At 64.2% G+C, this 19,392-nt stretch carries 22 protein-coding genes; 5 read left to right on the plus strand and 17 right to left on the minus strand.

The window, feature by feature from the left end:
• Positions 1 to 42: 42 nt before the first annotated feature.
• From A1D30_RS13870 to rpsP, 5 genes are all read right to left on the minus strand, one after another.
• Positions 43 to 765, minus strand: a complete 723-nt coding sequence (locus A1D30_RS13870) for a CoA pyrophosphatase (RefSeq protein WP_242421887.1) — start codon at positions 763 to 765, stop codon at positions 43 to 45.
• 112 nt (positions 766 to 877) lie between these two features.
• The gene (rplS, locus tag A1D30_RS13875; protein ID WP_063461298.1) at positions 878 to 1,264 is read right to left on the minus strand and encodes a 50S ribosomal protein L19; all 387 of its coding nucleotides are present in this window, start codon (positions 1,262 to 1,264) and stop codon (positions 878 to 880) included.
• Positions 1,265 to 1,392: 128 nt separating this feature from the next.
• The gene (gene trmD, locus A1D30_RS13880; protein WP_063461299.1) at positions 1,393 to 2,151 is read right to left on the minus strand and encodes a tRNA (guanosine(37)-N1)-methyltransferase TrmD; all 759 of its coding nucleotides are present in this window, start codon (positions 2,149 to 2,151) and stop codon (positions 1,393 to 1,395) included.
• A 33-nt stretch (positions 2,152 to 2,184) separates the two neighbouring features.
• Positions 2,185 to 2,757, minus strand: a complete 573-nt coding sequence (gene rimM, locus A1D30_RS13885; protein WP_063461300.1) for a ribosome maturation factor RimM — start codon at positions 2,755 to 2,757, stop codon at positions 2,185 to 2,187.
• A gap of 76 nt (positions 2,758 to 2,833) precedes the next feature.
• Positions 2,834 to 3,085, minus strand: coding sequence for a 30S ribosomal protein S16 (rpsP, locus tag A1D30_RS13890; protein WP_063461301.1), 252 nt, complete (start codon positions 3,083 to 3,085; stop codon positions 2,834 to 2,836).
• Positions 3,086 to 3,231: 146 nt separating this feature from the next.
• Here rpsP and A1D30_RS13895 point away from each other — a divergent pair, with 146 nt between their 5' ends.
• Positions 3,232 to 3,753 (plus strand): GNAT family N-acetyltransferase, encoded by a 522-nt coding sequence (locus tag A1D30_RS13895; RefSeq protein WP_063461302.1) that lies wholly within the window; start codon positions 3,232 to 3,234, stop codon positions 3,751 to 3,753.
• A gap of 13 nt (positions 3,754 to 3,766) precedes the next feature.
• The gene (locus A1D30_RS13900) at positions 3,767 to 4,213 is read left to right on the plus strand and encodes a TM2 domain-containing protein (RefSeq protein ID WP_063461303.1); all 447 of its coding nucleotides are present in this window, start codon (positions 3,767 to 3,769) and stop codon (positions 4,211 to 4,213) included.
• Positions 4,214 to 4,349: 136 nt separating this feature from the next.
• Here the strand turns inward: A1D30_RS13900 and A1D30_RS13905 are convergent, their stop codons facing one another.
• From A1D30_RS13905 to A1D30_RS13955, 11 genes are all read right to left on the minus strand, one after another.
• Entirely contained in the window at positions 4,350 to 5,360 is a 1,011-nt protein-coding gene (locus A1D30_RS13905; RefSeq protein WP_063461304.1) for an inorganic phosphate transporter, read from the minus strand.
• 19 nt (positions 5,361 to 5,379) lie between these two features.
• Complete coding sequence (locus tag A1D30_RS13910) at positions 5,380 to 6,027, minus strand: DUF47 domain-containing protein (RefSeq protein WP_063461305.1); 648 nt, start codon at positions 6,025 to 6,027, stop codon at positions 5,380 to 5,382.
• Between the two features lie 165 nt (positions 6,028 to 6,192).
• Entirely contained in the window at positions 6,193 to 6,555 is a 363-nt protein-coding gene (locus tag A1D30_RS13915) for a DMT family protein (protein WP_063461306.1), read from the minus strand.
• A 236-nt stretch (positions 6,556 to 6,791) separates the two neighbouring features.
• Positions 6,792 to 7,520 carry an ABC transporter ATP-binding protein gene (locus A1D30_RS13920; RefSeq protein ID WP_063461307.1) on the minus strand — a complete coding sequence of 243 codons (729 nt, stop codon included), beginning with the start codon at positions 7,518 to 7,520 and terminating at the stop codon, positions 6,792 to 6,794.
• Between the two features lie 2 nt (positions 7,521 to 7,522).
• A complete protein-coding gene (locus A1D30_RS13925) occupies positions 7,523 to 8,305 on the minus strand; it encodes an ABC transporter ATP-binding protein (protein ID WP_063461308.1) in 783 nt (260 codons plus the stop codon).
• 25 nt (positions 8,306 to 8,330) lie between these two features.
• Positions 8,331 to 9,407, minus strand: a complete 1,077-nt coding sequence (locus tag A1D30_RS13930) for an ABC transporter ATP-binding protein (protein WP_063461400.1) — start codon at positions 9,405 to 9,407, stop codon at positions 8,331 to 8,333.
• Between the two features lie 13 nt (positions 9,408 to 9,420).
• The gene (locus A1D30_RS13935) at positions 9,421 to 10,350 is read right to left on the minus strand and encodes a branched-chain amino acid ABC transporter permease (protein WP_063461309.1); all 930 of its coding nucleotides are present in this window, start codon (positions 10,348 to 10,350) and stop codon (positions 9,421 to 9,423) included.
• Positions 10,351 to 10,678: 328 nt separating this feature from the next.
• The gene (locus A1D30_RS13940) at positions 10,679 to 12,058 is read right to left on the minus strand and encodes a replication-associated recombination protein A (RefSeq protein WP_063461310.1); all 1,380 of its coding nucleotides are present in this window, start codon (positions 12,056 to 12,058) and stop codon (positions 10,679 to 10,681) included.
• A gap of 94 nt (positions 12,059 to 12,152) precedes the next feature.
• Positions 12,153 to 12,785, minus strand: coding sequence for an outer membrane lipoprotein chaperone LolA (lolA, locus tag A1D30_RS13945; RefSeq protein WP_063461401.1), 633 nt, complete (start codon positions 12,783 to 12,785; stop codon positions 12,153 to 12,155).
• 44 nt (positions 12,786 to 12,829) lie between these two features.
• On the minus strand, positions 12,830 to 15,166 hold the full coding sequence (locus A1D30_RS13950) for a DNA translocase FtsK (protein ID WP_063461311.1): 2,337 nt from the start codon (positions 15,164 to 15,166) through the stop codon (positions 12,830 to 12,832).
• 69 nt (positions 15,167 to 15,235) lie between these two features.
• A complete protein-coding gene (locus A1D30_RS13955) occupies positions 15,236 to 15,913 on the minus strand; it encodes a cyclic nucleotide-binding domain-containing protein (RefSeq protein WP_063461312.1) in 678 nt (225 codons plus the stop codon).
• A gap of 186 nt (positions 15,914 to 16,099) precedes the next feature.
• Between A1D30_RS13955 and trxB the strand changes: the two genes are divergently transcribed.
• From trxB to rpmG, 3 genes are all read left to right on the plus strand, one after another.
• Positions 16,100 to 17,053, plus strand: a complete 954-nt coding sequence (gene trxB, locus A1D30_RS13960; protein ID WP_063461313.1) for a thioredoxin-disulfide reductase — start codon at positions 16,100 to 16,102, stop codon at positions 17,051 to 17,053.
• A gap of 263 nt (positions 17,054 to 17,316) precedes the next feature.
• A complete protein-coding gene (gene rpmB, locus A1D30_RS13965) occupies positions 17,317 to 17,550 on the plus strand; it encodes a 50S ribosomal protein L28 (protein ID WP_010463481.1) in 234 nt (77 codons plus the stop codon).
• A gap of 11 nt (positions 17,551 to 17,561) precedes the next feature.
• Positions 17,562 to 17,732 (plus strand): 50S ribosomal protein L33, encoded by a 171-nt coding sequence (gene rpmG, locus A1D30_RS13970; protein ID WP_063461314.1) that lies wholly within the window; start codon positions 17,562 to 17,564, stop codon positions 17,730 to 17,732.
• Positions 17,733 to 17,834: 102 nt separating this feature from the next.
• On the opposite strand, the gene A1D30_RS13975 is transcribed toward rpmG, so the two are convergent.
• Entirely contained in the window at positions 17,835 to 19,340 is a 1,506-nt protein-coding gene (locus tag A1D30_RS13975; RefSeq protein WP_063461315.1) for a PLP-dependent aminotransferase family protein, read from the minus strand.
• Between the last annotated feature and the right edge of the window lie 52 nt (positions 19,341 to 19,392).

Consider the following 19,392-nt stretch of genomic DNA (forward strand, 5'->3'; position numbering starts at 1 on the left):
ACTGGCGCTTCGCCCCCGTGCACCCTTTATGTGCGAGGCGGATCAGGCCCGCATGAAGCGGTAGAAATTGCGCAGCATGCCCGCCGTCGCCCCCCAGATGAAATGGTTCTTGCGGCTGTCCTGGTAGGGCATGGAGAACCACTCGCGGTGCACACCGTCCAGGTCGAACACATGGCGCCGGTGGTTGGCGGGGTCCAGCAGAAACGCGAGTGGCACCTCGAACAGGTCCGCCACCTCGTAGGGGTTGGGCTGCAGGACACAATCCGGCCGCACCAGCGCCACCACCGGCGTGATGATGAAGGACGAGCCGGTGACGTAGGTTGGCAAGATGCCCAGCACCTCGACGAATTCGGGCGCGAGCCCCACCTCTTCCTGCGCCTCGCGCAAGGCGGTGGCGGCGGGCGTGGCGTCGCCAGGGTCGGCCCGCCCGCCCGGGAAAGCCACCTGCCCCGAGTGCGTGGACAGGTGGGCCGTGCGCTCGGTGAGCAGCACCGTGGGCTGCTCGCGCAGCATGATCGCCAGCAGCACGGACGCGTGGGCTGGCTCGCGGTTCATGAACTTCTTCTCCAGCAGCACCTCGGGCTCCCAGCGGGGCGGGTGCGCAAACCGCGCGCGCAGCGCCTCGGGCGTCTGCGCCGCCGCAGGCACGGCGGGCAGGTGCGCGTCCACGCCCACCACCGGCACCAGGCGGGGGTCGAAATCAGGCAGGCTGGACAGCGGCGCAACCACGGACGAAACGGCGGGGGCGGGAGAAGAGGCGTTCACTCAAAAATTTCGGTTCGGGTTCAGGTTCGGATTCAACAGACCAAAAAAACAAAAAGCCGCTACAGGCTGACGCTGTAGCGGCTTGTCAGGGCAGGCCCTCGCCTTGCTGGGATTAAGCAGCGGTGGCGGCAGCAACCTTGACGCGTTGTGGCAGCTTTTCCTTGATACGTGCCGACTTGCCGCTGCGCTCACGCAGGTAGTACAGCTTGGCACGGCGCACGTCACCGCGGCGCTTGACTTCGATGCCGGCGATCAGCGGGCTGTAGGTCTGGAACGTACGTTCCACGCCTTCGCCGCTGGAGATCTTGCGCACGGTGAAGCCGCTGTTCAGGCCGCGATTGCGCTTGGCAATCACCACGCCTTCGTAGGCCTGCACGCGCTTGCGGGTACCTTCCACCACGTTCACGCTCACGATGACGGTGTCACCAGGGGCGAATTCGGGGATGGTCTTGTTCAAGCGGGCGATTTCTTCCGCTTCCAGGGTCTGGATCAGGTTCATGTTTGATGTCCAACGATCTTGTCCGCGCCAAAAATGGCTGCGTCGGGATTGACGGTTCAGTGTTTTGCGGGAGGAATCCCTGTCAAAACGGCCGGCCAGAGGATCGAAAAGCCTTTGATTATAACAATTCAGGCGAGCTTGGCCAATACGGCCTCATCGGCCGGGGCCAAACGCCCCGCCTGGCGCGCCGCGTCGATGAGATCGGGGCGGTGGCGGGCCGTGATGGCCAGCCGCTGGTCGCGCCGCCAGCGCTCGATCTGCGCATGGTGCCCGGACATCAGCGGTGCAGGCACCTGCTGCCCCGCCCATTCTTCCGGCCGCGTGTAGTGCGGACAGTCGAGCAGGCCATCGAGCGCGGGGTTGAAGCTGTCGAGCTGGTGGCTGCCTTCGTCGTTGAGCACGCCGGGCTGCAGCCGGGCCACCGCATCCAGCAAGGCCATGGCGGCGATTTCACCGCCCGAAAGCACAAAATCTCCCAGGCTCAGCTGCACATCCACATGCGCGTCGATGAATCGCTGGTCAATGCCCTCATAGCGGCCACACAGCAGCACGGCGCCCGCGCTGGCAGACCAGCGCTCCATGGCAGCATGGTTGAGCGGTGACCCGATCGGCGAAAAGAGCACCAGCGGCGCCCGGCCCTCTTCCGGCTCGGCCCGCTCAACACGGATGGCCGCAAGGCACCGCTGCAGCGGCTCGGCCATCATCACCATGCCAGGGCCGCCCCCAAACGGGCGGTCATCCACCCGACGGTAGTTGCCCTCGGCATGGTCGCGCGGGTTCCACAAGCGCACATCGACCTGGCCACTGGCGTAGGCGCGGCGCGTTACGCCGCTGGCCAAAAAGGGCGCGAACAGCTCAGGGAACAGGGTGATGATGTCAAAGCGCATGGTGCGTGCAGGGCGCAGGGGAGCGGCGTTCGGTCAGTAGTCCGGTTGCCAATCGACCGTGATGCGCTTTTCGGGCAGATCCACCTTGTCCACAAACGCCGAGACAAAAGGAATCATGCGCTCTTGCGCCTTGCCGTCCTGTTCGTAGGCCAGCACCAGCACAGTCTGGGGGCCGGTGGACATCAGCTCCTGTACCTGCCCCAGCGCCACGCCTTCGCGATTGACGACCGACAGGCCGATCAGATCGACCCAGTAGAACTCGTCTTCCGAAGTGGAAGGGAAACTCGACCGGGGCACAAAGATGCGCGCGCCGCGCAGGGCCTCGGCGGCATTGCGGTCATCAATGCCCTGCGCCCAGGCCACCACGGTGTCGGAATGGTCCTTGGCCTGGCGGATGGACAGCAGCACCGTGCCGGCAAATGCCTTGGCACCCCGCTCGGACGGCTGCAGGTACCAGCGCTTGGACGCAAACAGCGCTTCGGGGCTGCTGCTGTGGGACAGCACCTTGAACCAGCCCTTGACGCCCCAGGCATCGGCAATGCGCCCCACTTCAACGGCATCGGGCGGCAGCTCTGCGGGTTCGAGGGTCAGGGGAGTGGTGGCCATGGCGGGGGGATTCCAGAATAGGAAAAGGGCGGGTTCCGCCAGACAAGCCGACGGAACCCGCCCTTTTCAGGGAGCTTTAAGCAGCCTTCTTGGCGGCTTGCTTGATCAGGCGGTCCACCGTGGGGGAGGACTGGGCGCCAACGCCCACCCAGTAAGCCAGACGGTCTTGCACGATGCGCAGGCCTTCTTCGGTTTCCTTGGCGGTGGGGTTGTAGAAGCCGATGCGCTCGATGAAGCGGCCGTCACGGCGCACGCGCTTGTCAGCAACGACGATGTTGAAGAAAGGACGGCCCTTGGAGCCGCCGCGGGAGAGTCGAATGACGACCATGATTTATCCTTCGGGTGGTGAACTCCGGCAACATTTGCCGAAAGCCACAGTGTTCGCAACCATATTCGCAACGCTTGAGACACGCGACATGGCCACCCGGCCAGCGACACGCTGCAAAGCCCGCGATTATATCCATTTCCTCCAAAATGCCCACCATCCGTCCCAGCACCGACAGCGATATCCCTGCCATTACCGCCATTTACCAACACCACGTGCTCCACGGCACGGGTACGTTCGAGATCGATCCCCCCTCTGAAACCGACATGGCGGGCCGCCGCGCCGACGTGCTGGCGCGTGGCCTGCCCTGGCTGGTGGCCGAGCAGGACGGGCAGGTGCTGGGCTTTGCCTACGCCAACTGGTTCAAGCCGCGCCCGGCCTACCGTTTTTCGGCCGAAGACTCGATCTACGTGGCCGATAGCGCCCGTGGCATGGGCCTGGGCCGCCAGCTGCTGGCCGCGCTGGCCGTGCAGGCCGAAGCCGTGGGCGTGCGCAAGCTGCTGGCGGTGATTGGCGACTCGGCCAACGCGGGCTCTATTGGCGTGCACCGGGCGCTGGGGTTTACCGATGTGGGCGTGATGCGCTCGGTGGGCTGGAAGTTCGGCGCATGGCGCGACATCGTACTGATGGAAAAGACCCTGGGCGCAGGCGACACCACCTCCCCCGAATGACACGATGCCCCGCATGAAAAACAAGACCCTGGCGGCCTGGCTCGCGTTTCTGGGTGGGCCGCTGGGCCTGCACCGCTTTTACCTGCACGGCATGTGGGACCTGATCGGCTGGCTGCTGCCGCTGCCCACGGCGCTGGGGGTCTACGGTATCCAACGCGTGCAGCAGTTTGGCCAGGACGACCACACCAGCTGGATGCTGATCCCGCTGCTGGGCTTCACCATCGCGGGCTGTGCGCTGCAGGCCATCCTGTTTGCCCTGAAGACGCCCGAAGCCTGGAACGCCCGCTACAACCCCCACGCTGCACCCGACGCCGCGCCCGGCCGCACAGGCTGGATCACGATTGCCGCCATCGTGGCGTCGCTGATGATTGGCACGGCGGTGCTGATGGCCAGCATCGCGTTCAGCTTTCAGCGCTACTTCGAGCACCAGATTGAAGAAGCCCGCAAGATTTCTCAATGAAATCGGGGCCTTGCGCCTGATGGATAAGCGCAAGCAGCTATAAAAAATATAGCGATTGGCGACTGACAATTGCCAATTTGCAATTTGCAATTGGCAATCCACCATCCGCTGGCAACCAGCGGATGGTGGCAGGCCGTCAGAAGATCTGCAGGCTGATCCAGTAAGCCACGGCGGCCACAAACGCGCTGGCCGGGATGGTCAGAATCCACGCCCAGACAATGTTGCCCGCCACGCCCCAGCGCACGGCGCTGGCGCGCTGTGTGGAGCCCACGCCCACGATGGCGCCGGTGATGGTGTGGGTGGTGGACACCGGAATGCCCAGCGTGGTCGCGAGGAACAGGGTGAGCGCCCCGCCCGTTTCGGCGCAGAAACCGCCCACGGGCTTGAGCTTGGTGATCTTCTGGCCCATGGTCTTCACGATGCGCCAGCCGCCGAACATGGTGCCGAGACCGATGGCCACGTAGCAGCTCACGATGGTCCAGGTAGGCGGCGATGCATCGGTGGCCGACGAGTACCCGGTGGCGATCAGCAGCAGCCAGATGATGCCGATGGTCTTTTGCGCATCATTGCCGCCGTGGCCCAGGCTGTAGGCCCCGGCAGACACCAGCTGCAGGCGGCGGAACCACTTGTCCACCTTGCTCGGGCGCGTGCGCCGGAAGATCCAGGCCACAGCCACCATCATCAGCGACCCGAGCGCAAAACCGAGCAGCGGCGAGACGAAGATGAAGGCCACCGTCTTGAGAATGCCGGTGGACACCAGCGCGCCCGCCCCGGCCTTGGCAATCACCGCGCCCACGATGCCACCGATCAGCGCGTGCGAGGAGCTGCTGGGGATGCCGTAGTACCAGGTGATCACGTTCCAGGTGATGGCCCCCACCAGGGCACCAAACACCACATGCGTGTCCACAATGCCGGGCTGCACGATGCCCTTGCCCACGGTGGCGGCGACGCTCAGGTGAAAGACAAAGATCGCCACGAAGTTGAAGAACGCCGCGAACAGCACCGCCTGCGCGGGCTTGAGCACGCCGGTGGAGACCACCGTGGCGATCGAATTGGCGGCGTCGTGGAACCCGTTCATGAAGTCGAACAGGAGCGCCAACGCCACGAGCAGAACCACAACCCACAGGGCCGTCTGTATGGTTTCCATGCTGGTCAGCCTGCGGGGTTCAGGAGTTTTCGAGGACGATGCCCTCGATGCAGTTGGCCACGTCCTCGCACTTGTCGGTGATCGTTTCCAGCAGCTCGTAGATGGCCTTGAGCTTGATCACCTCGCGCACATCGGGCTCTTCGCGGAACAGCTTGCTCATGGCGCTGCGCATCACGCGGTCGGCGTCGGATTCGAGCCGGTCGATCTCTTCGCAGGTCTTGAGCGCGGCCTCGGCCACGGCCGGGTCGGCGATCTTGTCGAGCAGCTTCACGGCATCGCGCAGACGCTCGCAGCACTTGAGGCTCAGGTCCGTGAGGCGCGTGATCTCTTCCGTCATGTGGCGCACGTCGTACAGCGCCATGGTTTCGGCCGAGTCCTGGATCAGGTCGGCCACGTCGTCCATGGTGTTGATCAGCGTGTGGATCTGTTCGCGGTCGATGGGGGTGATGAAGGTCTTGTGGATTGCCTTGTTCACCTCGTGGGTCACGCGGTCAGCGGCTCGCTCGGCGTTGTCCACGTCCTGGTTGTACTTGTCGCGCAGGTGCGGATCACTGTAATTGGCCACCAGCTGCGAGAAGGCCCGTGCCGCCTCGACGATGCGATCCGCATGCTGGTTGAACATTTCGAAAAAATTGCCTTCGCGTGGCAACAGCTTGGCAAACAGCATGGGAGAGGCTCCTGGAACGGGATCGAATTTTGAAAAAAGGCAAAGCCATGACAGAACCATGACTTTTTCGTGACCCGGGGAGTTTAACCGTCCACCCCCGACGGGCCGATGCCTGCGCAGCATGCGGTCATGCGCCGGGGCAACCCCCTGGCGCGCGCGTGCGGCTCAGGCGCTGCGGAAGATGAAGTACACCGCCCCAACCAGGCACAGCCCCGCCCAGAGGTAGTCCCACTTGAGCGGCTGGCCCATGTAGAACACCGCAAACGGCACAAACACCCCCAGCGTGATCACCTCCTGCATGATCTTGAGCTGCCCCACATTGAACTGCGTGTAGCCGATGCGGTTGGCAGGCACCTGCAGCAGGTATTCAAACAGTGCGATGCCCCAGCTCACCAGCGCAGCGGTGTACCAGGGCGAAGACGCCAGGCTCTTGAGGTGCCCGTACCAGGCAAAGGTCATGAAGACGTTGCTGGCAATGAGCAGCAACACGGTCTGGAGCGAAACGGGCAGGGATTGGAGGGTGGACATCGACGGCCTCGGTCAGGAGGGGCTGGACAAGGGCTGAATTATGAACAAAAAAGGCACTTTGCGCGCGACAGGTATGCGCTTTAAGCTATCAATACAATAGCAAACATCGACTTCCCCACTTGCAGGGGCCAGAAAAAAAGGCACTGCCCGAGGAGGCAGTGCCTTTTTGTTTCCCCAGGTCCTGCGCCCTTTTTTGTCAGGCGGCAGGCGGGGCCAGTCGGGGCCGGTGGTTCGCTTTATTCGCCCAGGTAGGCAGCGCGCACCTTGGGGTCGTTCAGCAGCTGCTGGCCGGGGCCGGTCATGGTGATCAGGCCCGACTCCATCACATAGCCACGGTCGGCAATCGCCAGCGCACGGCTCGCGTTCTGCTCCACCAGCACGATGGTCACGCCCAGGGCGTACACGTCGCGCACCACTTCAAAGATCTTGTCCACCATGATGGGCGAGAGGCCCATGGAAGGTTCGTCCAGCAGCAGCACCTTGGGCTGGCTCATCAACGCGCGGCCCATGGCCAGCATCTGCTGCTCGCCGCCGGACATGGTGCCGGCCAGCTGGTCCTTGCGCTCGCGCAGGCGCGGGAAGATGGTGAACATCTTCTCGATGTCGGCCAGGATGCCCGCCTTGTCCTTGCGGATGTAGGCGCCCATCTGCAGGTTCTCGGTGATGGTCATGCGCGCGAACACGCCACGGCCTTCCGGCACCATCACCAGGCCCTCTTTGACCAAGTCCCAGGCGCCCTTGCCCTTGATGCTCTTGCCCAGGTATTCGATGTTGCCATCGTTCATGCTCAGGGTGCCGGTGATGGCCTTCATGGTGGTGGTCTTGCCCGCACCGTTGGAGCCGATCAGCGAGACCAGCTCGCCTTCGCGCACTTCGAAGTCCACGCCCTTGACGGCCTGGATACCGCCGTAGGCCACCTTCAGGCCCTTGACCTGCAGCAGTACCTTGTTGGATTTTTCGGCCATTCTCAATGTCCTCCGGTGCCCAGATAGGCCTCAATCACTTTTTCGTTCTTCTGCACTTCGGCAGGGTTGCCTTCGGCGATCTGCTTGCCGTAGTCGAGCACGGTCACGCGGTCGCACAGGCCCATCACCAGCTTCACATCGTGTTCGATGAGCAGGATGGTGCGGTTGTCGTTGCGGATGCGGTCGATCAGCTCGCGCAGCTGCACCTTTTCGGTGGCGTTCATGCCGGCGGCGGGTTCGTCCAGCGCAATCAGTTGCGGATCGGTGGCCAGGGCGCGGGCGATTTCGAGGCGGCGCTGGTCGCCATAGCTCAGCGTACGCGCCTTGTAGTCGGCAAACTTGCCAATGCCCACATAGTCCAGCAGCTCCTGGGCACGCTTGGCAATGGCGGCTTCTTCGGCCTTGAAGCCCTTGGTGCGGAACACCGCGCCAAACAGGCCGGAGCCGGTGCGGATGTGGCGGCCGACCATCACGTTCTCCAGCGCCGTCATTTCGGCAAACAGGCGAATGTTCTGGAAGGTGCGCGCAATACCGGCCTTGGCCACTTCGTGCACGGCCGTGGGTTCGTAGGGCTTGCCCGCCAGTTCGAAGGTGCCCGCGTCGGGGGTGTACAGGCCGGTGATCACGTTGAAGAACGTGGTCTTGCCCGCGCCGTTGGGACCGATCAGGCCATAGACCTGGCCGCGCTTGATGGTGATGCCCACGTCGGACAGGGCCTGCAGGCCGCCGAAGCGCTTGGAAATACCGGCGACCTTCAGCACCACTTCATTGGATTTCTCTGTCATTGCTAACTTTCGGTGGTGTTCTGCTTCAGGTCTTCTGCGTCAGGCTCTTGCCGTGCTCAGGCGACGGCCACAGACCACGGGGGCGCAGCAGCATGATGATGATCATGGCCAAGGCAATCAGCAGCTGGCGCAGGATGGCGGAGTCCAGGCGACCGTCCGTCATGGCCTGCAGCGGGCCCGCCACATAGCGCAGCACTTCGGGCAGGGCCGACAGCAGCACGGCGCCCAGGATCACGCCGGGGATGTGGCCGATACCGCCCAGCACCACCATGGCGACGATCATGACCGACTCCATCAGGCTGAAGGACTCGGGCGACACGAAGCCCTGGAAGGCACCGAACATCGCACCCGACACACCACCGAACGAAGCGCCCATGCCAAAGGCCAGCAGCTTCATGTTGCGGGTGTTGATGCCCATGGCCTTGGCGGCGATTTCGTCTTCACGGATGGCCATCCAGGCGCGGCCGATGCGCGAATCCTGCAGGCGATAGCAGATGATCACGGAGACCACCACCAGCACCAGGAACAGGTAGTAATAGAGCGTGACGGAGTTGATATCGAAGCCGAACACCTCCAGGCGCTTGCCCAGGTCCAGGCCAAAGACCTTGACCGAGTCGATCTGGCCCAGGCCCTTGGGGCCGTTGGTCAGGTTGACGGGGTGGTCCAGGTTGTTCAGGAAGATGCGGATGATTTCGCCGAAGCCCAGCGTCACGATGGCCAGGTAGTCCCCGCGCAGCTTGAGCGTCGGCGCCCCGAGCATGGCGCCGAAGAACGCCGCCAATAGCGCCGCCACCGGTATCACGATCCACAGCGAGGTGTGCAGCCCGTTGGGGAACATGGCGGCAAACGCCGCAAAGTTGTCCGCAAGGTGCGGCGAGGCCATCAAGGCAAACAGGTAGGCGCCCACGGCGTAGAACGCCACGTAGCCCAGGTCGAGCAGGCCGGCGTAGCCGACCACGATGTTCAGGCCCAGGGCCAGCAGCACATACAGCAGGGCCAGGTCGGCAATGCGCACCCAGGCGTTGCCGAAGGATTGCAGGATCAGCGGCAGCACCAGCAGCGCGACGGCGCCGATGATCCAGTTGGTTTTGGTGTTCTTCATGGTGTGAGGCTCCTCAGGCGCGATCCGCCACACGCTCACCCAGCAGGCCCGAGGGGCGCAGCGTCAGGATGATGATGAGCACGATGAACGCAAAGATGTCGGTGTAGTGGCTGCCCAGCAGTCCGCCCGTGAGCGTGCCGATGTAGCCCGAGCCGATGGCTTCGATGAGGCCCAGCAAAATGCCGCCCACCACCGCACCGGCCAGGTTGCCGATGCCACCGAACACGGCCGCCGTGAAGGCCTTGAGACCCGGCAGGAAACCCATGGTGTGCTGGGCCGTGCCGTAGTTGGATGCATACATGATGCCGGCGATGGCCGCCAGCACGGCGCCGATGATGAAGGTGGCCGAGATCACCATGTCGGGCTTCACGCCCATCAGGGACGCCACACGGGGATTTTCTGCCGTGGCCCGCATGGCGCGGCCCAGGTTGGTGTGGTTGACCAGGTAGACCAGCGAGGCCAGGGCCACCGCCGTCACGCCCAGGATCAGGATCTGCGTGGGGGTGATGAAAGCGCCACCGATCTCAAACGGCGAGCTGGGCAGCATCGTCGGATAAGGTTTGTAGTTGGGCTTCCAGATGATCATGGCCAGCGTCTGCAGCAGGATCGACATGCCGATGGCAGTGATCAGCGGCGCCAGGCGTGGACTGCTGCGCAGGGGGCGGTAGGCCACTTTTTCGATCACGAAGTTGAGGGTTGCAGCGACCACGCAGGCAATGATGGTAGCGAGCAGCAGGATGACCCAGCCGGGGGCGCCGGGCATTGCGCCCTGCATCATTCCTATACAACTCCAGCTGGTGAGAGCCCCGATCATGAGCACCTCGCCGTGGGCGAAATTGATGAGTTGAATAATGCCGTACACCATCGTGTAGCCCAAGGCTATCAAGGCGTACATGCTGCCGAGAACCAGACCGTTGATGATCTGTTGCAGCAAAATGTCCATAAGAGAAGTCCTTCGTTTGTGACGCACCCACCGCTTAGGCACCGGAATCGGTACAGCCTTGTGGGCCCGACTGCCATCTAGCAAAAAACCCGCCAGGCATTCAACTGTGCGGGTTTGTGGACGGGATTGTAGCGAGTAGTCTTCTCTGCCCCCACCCGCGCCGGGCGGGGTTTTCCCTCGGGTTTTCGTCCCATCAGCGCGCCACGCACTTCATAAGGAAAAATGATCCACGCAGGATCATTGATGTGCAAACTTATTACCGCATTCATGCAAAATCAGCATAAAGCGGCAAATACACCCGGCATGGGCCCTCTCCAGGCCTGCGGCCTCACCCCCCCTCGCCGGGGTCTAGGCCATCGCCCGCTGCGGCATTGCGTACACGCAACTCGCGCAATTTCTGTGCAATCTTGATTTCGAGCCCGCGCTCCACCGGCTGGTAGAAACCGGGCTCCGGCATGCCCTCGGGCAGGTAGTTTTCGCCTGCGGCAAAGCCGCCCGCTTCGTCGTGGGCGTAGCGGTAGCCCTTGCCGTAGTCGAGCTGCTTCATGAGCTGCGTGGGTGCATTGCGCAGGTGCATGGGCACGGGCCGGGTGCCGTCCTGCTTCACCCACGCGCGCGCCGCGTTGTAGGCCTTGTAGACCGCGTTGGATTTGGGCGCCACGGCCAGGTACACCACACATTCGGCCAGCGCCAGTTCGCCCTCGGGGCTGCCCAGGCGCTCGTAGACCTCGCTCGCGTCCAGCGCCAGGCGCAGGGCGCGCGGATCGGCCAGGCCAATGTCCTCGCTGGCCATGCGCACCAGGCGGCGGGCCATGTAGCGCGGGTCGGCACCGCCGTCCAGCATGCGCACCAGCCAGTACAGCGCGGCGTCGGGGTCGGAGCCCCGCACCGACTTGTGCAGCGCGCTGATGGTGTCGTAGAACTGCTCGCCGCCCTTGTCGTAGCGGCGCATGCGCTCGCCCAGCACCTTGAGCAGCCACACGTCGGTGATTTCGGCGAGCTTTTCCTGCGCGGCCGCCATGGCCAGCGTCTCCAGCGTGTTGAGCAGGCGGCGCGCGTCGCCATCGGCGTAGGCCACCAGGCGGTCAATTGCTACGCTTTCGATAGCTGGAAAGTCTTTTTCATCGCGCGCAAGGGCCACAATTTGCTTCAATTCCTCTTCCGACAGCGGCTGCAGCACGTAGACGGCGGCACGCGACAGCAAGGCGGAGTTGACTTCGAACGAGGGGTTCTCGGTGGTGGCGCCGATGAAGGTGAACAGGCCCGATTCGACATGGGGCAGGAAGGCGTCCTGCTGGCTTTTGTTGAAGCGGTGCACTTCATCGACAAAAACGATGGTGCGCTGCGATTCGTGAATGAGCGAGCCCTGCGGTCCCGCGTGCAGCCCGTCGCGCGCGGCCTGGGCCTTCTCCACGGCCTCGCGGATGTCCTTGACCCCGCCCAGCACGGCGCTGATGCTGATGAACTGCGCATCGAACGCATCGGCCATCAAGCGCGCGATGGTGGTCTTGCCCACGCCCGGCGGGCCCCAGAGGATGCAGCTGTGCGGGCGTCCCGATTCAAACGCGAGCCTGAGCGGCATGCCCGGGCCCAGCACATGCTGCTGGCCAATCACCTCGCCCAAGGTGCGGGGCCGCAGGCGCTCGGCCAGGGGCTGGTGGGTGGAGGCCTGCGCCGCTGGGGAGGTGGAGGCACTGCGTGTGGCCATGGTGGAGTCGGTCCTGTCTACATCACGCTTATCAGGCAAAACTGCCCTTTGCGCCTGACCAGCTTGCGCTGGTAGCTATACTATTTATAGCAAATCACTGCTTCACCACGTCCGCCCCGGCAGGCGGCTTGAACTGGAAGCTGCTGGCGGGCAACGCCGCATTGGCCTGCATGCCGGTAAAGCGGATGAGCGAGCGCTGGCTAAAGCTGTCCAGGATATCGAGCGCCGTCAGCTGTTCGCCCGCAAAACCCACACGCACGCTCTTGAGCTGGCCGTCCTTGGCCTTGGGGCTGGCCAGCACCCACTGCAGGCCGTCCGCATCGGGGGCGGCCTCCAGCGTGAATTCGGCCTTGAGCGCCGACAAGTCTGGCGCCGACGCCAACAGCGCAGCGGGCGTGCTGCCCAGCGCCTGCGACTGGGAGCGCTGCGTGACCTGGTTCAGGTCTACGTCGTACAGCCACAGCGTTTGCCCGTCGGCCACGATGGTCTGCTCAAAAGGCTTCTTGTAGACGAACTTGAAACGCCCGGGGCGCTGGAATTCGAAGCTGCCGCTTGACTGCTTGGTGCGCGCGGTCTGGCCCTCTTTCGGGGGCGAGGTCACGGTCTGGGTGAAGTCAGCCTTGCCCGTCTGGGTGCCTTTCATGAAGGATTCCAGGCTTTTCAGGCCGTCAGCGCTTGCTGCGCTTGCCGCAGCAGCTATCAAAATTGCAGTAGCGATCTTTTTCAACAGAAACTCCTGTGGGGTGCGGGCCGGGCGTGCCGCCCGGTCCTTCATTCGCTGCGGTTGGGTACCAGCACTTCGCGCTGGCCGCTGGCCGTGAGGCCGCTGACCAACCCGGCTTTCTCCATGTCTTCCAGCAGCCGCGCCGAGCGGTTGTAGCCAATGCGCAGCTTGCGCTGCACGTACGAGATGCTGGCCTTGCGGTCCTTGAGCACCACTTCGACGGCCTGGTCGTACATGGGGTCCTTCTCGCCGCCTTCACCACCAGCGCCGTCCCCTGACAGATCGCCGTCACCATCCACAGTTCCGCCTTCGAGCACACCCTCGATGTAGTCCGGCTCCCCTTGTTCCTTGAGGTAGCTGACGACACGGTGTACTTCTTCGTCCGACACAAAGGCGCCATGCACCCGGATCGGCAGGCCCGTGCCGCTGGCCATGTAGAGCATGTCGCCCATGCCCAGCAGCGCCTCGGCGCCCATCTGGTCGAGGATGGTGCGGCTGTCGATCTTGGAGCCCACCGAGAACGCGATACGGGTGGGGATGTTGGCCTTGATCAGGCCGGTGATCACGTCCACGCTGGGGCGCTGGGTGGCCAGGATCAGGTGGATACCCGCCGCACGCGCCTTCTGCGCCAGGCGGGCGATGAGTTCTTCGATCTTCTTGCCCACCACCATCATCAGGTCGGCCAGCTCGTCGATGATGACCACGATGTGCGGCAGGCGCTGCAGCGGCTCGGGCTCCTCGGGCGTCAGGCTGAAGGGGTTGTAGATGAACTCCTCGCGCGCCTTGGCTTCGTCGATCTTGACGTTGTAGCCCGCCAAATTTCGCACGCCCAACTTGGACATGAGCTTGTAGCGGCGCTCCATCTCGGCCACGCACCAGTTCAGGCCGTGGGCGGCCTGCTTCATGTCGGTGACCACGGGCGCCAGCAGGTGCGGAATGCCTTCGTAGACCGACATTTCCAGCATCTTGGGGTCGATCATCAACAGGCGCACATCCCGCGCCTCGGCCTTGTACAAGAGCGACAGGATCATGGCGTTGATCCCCACCGACTTGCCCGAGCCCGTGGTACCGGCCACCAGCACGTGCGGCATCTTGGCCAGGTCGGCCACCACCGGGTTGCCCACGATGTCCTTACCCAGGCCCATGGTGAGCATGCTCTTGGCCTCGTGGTAGACCTGCGAGCCGAGGATCTCGGACAGGCGGATCGACTGGCGCTTGGCATTGGGCAGCTCCAGCGCCATGTAGTTCTTGCCGGGGATGGTCTCCACCACGCGGATGGACACCAGGCTCAGCGAGCGCGCCAGGTCCTTGGCCAGGCCCACGATCTGCGAGCCCTTCACGCCGGTGGCGGGCTCGATCTCGTAGCGCGTAATCACCGGGCCGGGCATGGCCGCGACCACGCGCACTTCCACGCCAAAGTCCTTGAGCTTTTTCTCGATGAGGCGGCTGGTCATCTCCAGCGTCTCGGGCGCCACGGTCTCCTGGCGCTGCTGCGGGCCATCGAGCAGGTCTACCAGGGGCAGCTTGCTGTCGGGCATCTCGGTGAACAGGGGCTTTTGCCGCTCTTTCACCACACGCGTGCTTTGGGGCACGTCCACCAGCACGGGTTCGATGATCTGGATGGGCTCGGGGTGGTGCACCTCGCTCTCGGTGCGCTCTTCCAGCACCACCACCTCGCGCTCGCGCGCGGCCTTGCGGCCCACGGCCACGTCCTTGGCCACCTCGCGTTTTGCCAGGCGAGATTGCACCAGCGCATCGATGCGCCCCCCCAGAAACTCCGCAACATGGCCCCACGAAAAGCGGAACACCAGCGCAGCGCCCAGCACGGCCAGCACAATGGCCAGCAGCCCCGAGCCGGTGAAACCCAGCCATTTCACACTGGCGGGCCCCGTGAGGTACCCCAGCACACCACCGGCATGGCCCGGCAGGAAGGATTCAAACCGGTACAGCCGCGACCATTCCAGGGCCGTGCTGGAACCCATCAACACCACCAGGCCCAGCCAGAACGTGGCCCGGCGTACCAGCGGGCTGGCAGCCCCGGCCACAGCTTCGCCACCGCGCATCCAGCGCGCCAGCGACGACAACCAGGCACGCACACCCGCCGCCACACACAACCACACCGAAAAGCCCATCGCAAAATAGCTGCCGTCAGCCAGCCAGGCCCCCAGCCGCCCCGCCCAATTGGCCACCGCGCGCGCATCCCGCGCGCCTGAGGTGGACCAGGCCGCGTCCTGGGCCGAATAGCTGACCAGCGCCAGCAGCCAGAAAACCAGGGCCAGCAGGCCCACCAGCAGGCCAATCTCATGGCCAAAACGGGCAGCGCCCGTGCGGGGCGGCGACTTGGCCGCCGCCGATGCATTCAAGGTATTGAGGGAATAGGTCATAAGCGTGCCGGGCGAGCTTACCCCAAGCATCCCGGGACCGTGGGCTTGGCCCGCCGCAGGGCGGTACCGTCAGCCCAGCGCGTTAAGCCGGTCGCGCAGCAGCGTGGCGCCGCTCGGGAGCACCTCGATGAAACCACGCTCCTCCAGGTCCTTCATCACGCGGCTGACCATCTCGCGCGAGGCGCCCACCATCTTGGCCAGGTCCTGGCGCGATATCTTGTCCTTGATCACCTGCTGCCCCTGGGCATCGGGCACGGCAAAGTCCAGCAGGGCATGGGCCACACGGCCATACACATCCAGTAACGCCAGTGACTCAATCTTGCGATCGGCATGGCGCAGGCGCTTGACCAGGCCACGCATCACCACCAGCGACATGGAGGCGTTCTCGGTCAGGCAACGGGCGAACTCGGTGCGGCCCAGCATCAGCACGTCGGTCTGCACCTCGGCCCGCACTGTGGCGGAGTGGGGTTCGTTGTCGATGATGCTCATCTCGCCCAGGTAGTCGCCCTGCGCCAGGGTGGCCAGGATCACCTCGCGCCCCCGGCTGTCCGAGGTCATCACCCGGGCCCGGCCCGTGAGCAGGATGAACAGGGCATTCGACTTCTGCCCCTGCTCGACCAGGGCCTCGCCACGCTTGAAACGGCGCTTGATCACCGCGCCGCTGATCACCTCGGCCTGCGCCACCGTCAGCAGCGAGAACAAGGGCACCCGGCGCAGCAGGTCCAGGTTGGACAACATCGTGGACATGCAGACATCTCCTTTCAGGGGTGCGGCTCAACCGGCGCCGCAACGGGTTATCAATCGCTTCTTACAATCGCCGTGATTGAAAAACGGGCTGCATGCAGCCGCATCCGCCAGTTGATACTCGGCGGCTCAACCCCCAGCTTTCCCAACAGCGCCCCGTGTAGCGGGCGCAAAACACAGGCTTTTACCATGTCCACCACCCAACACGCGAAAGTTCTGATCCTTGGCTCGGGCCCTGCGGGCTACACGGCGGCCGTCTATGCCGCCCGCGCCAACCTGAACCCGGTGCTCATCACCGGCATGGCCCAGGGCGGCCAGCTGATGACCACGACCGAGGTGGACAACTGGCCCGCCGACGTGCACGGCGTGCAGGGTCCGGACCTGATGCAGCGCTTTCTGGAGCATGCCGAGCGCTTCAAGACACAAATCATCTTCGACCACATCAACAAGGTCGATTTCAGCAAGCGCCCCTTCACCCTCACCGGCGACAGCGGCACCTACACCTGCGACGCGCTGATCCTGGCCACCGGCGCATCGGCCAAATACCTGGGCCTGCCCTCCGAAGAGGCCTTCATGGGCAAGGGCGTGTCGGGCTGTGCCACCTGCGACGGTTTCTTCTACCGCGAGCAGGATGTCTGTGTGGTGGGTGGCGGCAACACCGCCGTGGAAGAAGCGCTGTACCTGTCGAACATCGCCCGCAAGGTCACGCTGGTGCACCGCCGCGACAAGTTCAAGGCCGAGCCCATCCTGGTGGACAAGCTCCACGAGAAGGTCGCAGCGGGCAAGATCGAACTCAAGCTGTTCAACACGCTCGACGAAGTGCTGGGCGACAACACGGGCGTGACCGGCATCCGTATCAAGAGCACCAAGGACGGCAGCACCGAAGACATCAAGCTGCAGGGCTGCTTCATCGCCATTGGCCATGCACCCAACACCGAGATATTCCAGGGCCAGCTGGAGATGGAGAACGGCTACATCATCACCCAGGGCGGGCTCAAGGGTTTTGCCACCCAGACCAGTGTGCCCGGCGTGTTTGCCGCAGGCGACGTGCAGGACCATGTGTACCGCCAGGCCATCACCAGCGCAGGCACGGGCTGCATGGCCGCGCTGGACGCGCAGCGCTTCCTGGAACAAGAAGCTTGATGAGTAGCAAGGCCCCCACGCTCCGCCGCTGCGCGGGTCGCTGCCCCCCAAGGGGGCTTTTTTGTCTTGGGGCGGCCCGTCGACAAAAATCGGGCAGCAGGCTATAATCTGCGGCTTTGCTGAATTCGGCCCGTTCTTGCGGTGCCTGAAACCAAGCAAATCGGGTTACCGCCACCCTTTCTGGCGAGGTGAGGCCGCAAGCCAACCCGGGAAATTGATCCCGGGACCCAGCAAACGGCCGTTAAAAGTATCGGAGTGTCCTCATGGCACGCGTCTGCGACGTAACGGGCAAGAAGCCCATGACCGGGAACAACGTTTCCCACGCCAACAACAAAACCAAGCGCCGGTTCCTGCCGAACCTGCAATACCGCCGTTTCTGGGTCGAGACCGAAAACCGCTGGGTTCGCCTGCGTGTTTCGAGCGCTGCCCTGCGTTTGATCGACAAGAACGGTATCGACTCGGTGCTCGCAGACCTGCGTGCCCGTGGCCAGGCTTAAGGAGTAGCACCATGGCAAGCAAAGGCGGACGCGACAAGATCAAGCTGGTGTCCTCGGCGGACACCGGTCACTTCTACACCACCACCAAGAACAAGAAGACGATGCCTGAAAAGATGTCGATCATGAAGTTCGACCCCAAGGCTCGCAAGCACGTCGAGTACAAGGAAGCCAAGCTGAAGTAATTCGGCGCCGCTCCCTCCAAAAACCGCCCTTTCAGGGCGGTTTTTTTATGCCTGCAGCAACAGCAACAACGACCTGCCTTCGGGCGGGCGACCTCAGCAACTTCAGGCCACCTTGCGCGGAACAGGCAGCTCCGCCACCTGGGCAGCCAGCAAGCCACCCAGCGTGCGATAGCCCGCCTCCACCTCGGCAGTGAACGGCATGCCGCAGCTCAGCCGCAGGAAATGCTCATACCGTCCCGTGTTGGAGAACATAGGGCCCGGGGCCACGCGGATGCCGTTTTGCAAGGCTTCGTCGTACAGGCGTGTCGAGGAAATGCCGATGGGCAGCTCCAGCCACAGACTCAGCCCACCCGGCGGCAAGCTCAGGCGCGTGCCTGCAGGGAAGTAGCGCGCCACGGCCCGCGCCGCCTGTTCGCGCTGGATGCGCAGTTGCGCCCGCATGCGGCGCATGTGGCGCTCGTAGGCCGGGGAATCCACGCTGCGCGCGGCCAGCAGTTGCGACCAAGTCTGCATGTTGCGCGTGCGTGCGAACTTGATCATCTGCACCCGCGCCTGCCAGCGGCCCGCACTCATCCAGCCCTGGCGCAGGCCAGGCGCAAAGCTCTTGCTGAGCGATGCGCAGTAAATCACCTGACCCGCATCGCCCGGCCGGTCCCAGGCCTTGGCAGGGCGCAGCACGTGGGGGGACTCCACAAACTCGCGGTAGATGTCGTCCTCGATGAGCGCCAGCCCATGCTCCACACACAGGGCCACCAGGCGTTCCTTGTGGGTGTCGGGCATCACGCTGCCCAGGGGCATCTGCAGGTGGGGCACCACCACCACGCCCTTGAGCCGGGGCTCATTGCGCGCGGCCAGTTCCAGCGCCTCCAGCGACATGCCGGTGTGTGGACTGCTCGGAATCTCCAGCGCGCGCAGCCCCCGCACCTCGATGGCCTGCAGGATGCCAAAAAACGTGGGCGACTCCACAGCAATCACGTCGCCCGGCTCGGCCACCGCATCGAGCGCAAGGTTCACAGCTTCAGAGTTGCCGTGCGTCGCACCAATGTCGGCAGGCGCCACACACACGCCAAAGGTGAGCGCATGGCGCGCCATGGCCTGCTGGAACTCCGGATGCGTGGTCGGCGCCGAGGGGCCATACACCAGGATATCGGGCTGTTCCCGCAGCAGGCCATGGGCCAGCCGGTTGAGCGCAGGCGCATCGAACAGGCTGGGCGAGGGCATGGCGCTGCCCAAGTCCAGCGGCAAAGGGCCGGCACGGCGCGCCTTCTCCAGAAAGCCCGAAATACGCTCGTTGATGCCCGCGAAGACGCGCGGATCCTGGGCCAGGGGCTCATGCAGGTCGGGCTCGCGCGCCCCGGGCAGCGCCAGGCCACCCGGCTCCCGCACAAAGTACCCCACCCGCTCGCGGGCCTCCACACACCCCTGGGATTCGAGCTGGCGCAGCACCTGCAGCGCCGTCGTCAGGCTCACCTGGTGCCGCTGGCACAACTCCCGCACCGAAGGCATGCGCATGCCGGGTGTGAGGCTGCCTGCGGCGATCGCCTGTTCATACAAGGCCGCCAGCTGGCGGTAGATCGGGACTTCACGGGGCTCGGAGGAATGTGACATGGCGTGGTGCGCCGCTGTGGGATGGGCTTGGCAGCAGGTCCGAGCATCGTGC

Source organism: Acidovorax sp. GW101-3H11, from assembly GCF_001633105.1.
Taxonomy (GTDB): domain Bacteria; phylum Pseudomonadota; class Gammaproteobacteria; order Burkholderiales; family Burkholderiaceae_C; genus Acidovorax.